The 1,032-nt window shown below is 36.7% G+C and carries 1 protein-coding gene; it reads right to left on the reverse strand.

The window, feature by feature from the left end; genetic code table 11:
* The coding region (locus CLCHR_RS24225; protein WP_479723266.1) for a transketolase family protein at positions 1-1,032 on the reverse strand (1,032 nt) is incomplete at both ends.

Raw genomic sequence — 1,032 nt, forward strand, 5'->3', positions numbered from 1 at the left:
TACTTCTAAGTGCTGCTAATTGTTCTATTGGTTGGTGAGTTGGACCGTCTTCTCCTACACCAATACTGTCATGTGTTAATACATAAGCTATTGGAAGATTCATAAGAGCTGATAATCTCATAGCACCCTTCATGTAATCGCTGAATACAAAGAATGTTGCACAGAATACTTTAAGTCCACCGTGAGCATACATTGCATTGGCTATAGCTGCCATAGCATGTTCTCTAACTCCAAAGTGAAGGTTTTGTCCACTTCTGTCTTCTGCTGAGAAATCTCCTTTTCCAGCCATGTAAGTTTTATTTGAAGGAGCAAGGTCAGCTGATCCTCCAATAAAGTTTGGAATAAGTGCAGCTAATCTGTTTATCATCATTCCTGAAGAATCTCTTGTAGCCATTTCTTTGTCAAAGCTCCAAAGTTCTTCATTATTTAATAATGCTTCTTTATCAATTTCACCGCTCATCCATTTAGCATATTCTGATGCTAATTCTGGATAAGATTTTTCATAGCTACTAAATAATTCATTCCAAGCTGCTTCTTTACCCATACCACTTTCTATATGTGTATCCATATTTGTGTACACTTCGTCTGGTACGTAGAATGCTGGTTCTGTTTTCCAACCTAAGTTTTCTTTCATAGCAAGTACATTTTCAGCTCCTAGAGGCTCACCATGAGCTGAAGCTTTTCCTTGTTTTGCAGGACATCCAAAACCAATTTGATTTTTAACTATTATGATAGATGGTTTTGTAGTTTCTGCTTTAGCAGCTTCTATTGCAGCTTCTATTGCATCTATATCATTTCCATCTGCTATATTTAATACTTGCCATCCATAAGCTTCGTATCTTCTTCCTACATCTTCTCTAAATGCTATATCTGTATGTCCTTCAATTGAAATGTTATTTGAATCGTATAATACAACTAACTTACCAAGACCTAAAGTTCCAGCAAGGGATGATGCTTCTCCTGAAATACCTTCCATAAGACATCCATCTCCAACTATAGCATATGTATAGTGGTCAACTACGCTGTAATCTG

The sequence above is a fragment of the Clostridium chromiireducens genome (assembly GCF_002029255.1).
GTDB lineage: Bacteria > Bacillota > Clostridia > Clostridiales > Clostridiaceae > Clostridium > Clostridium chromiireducens.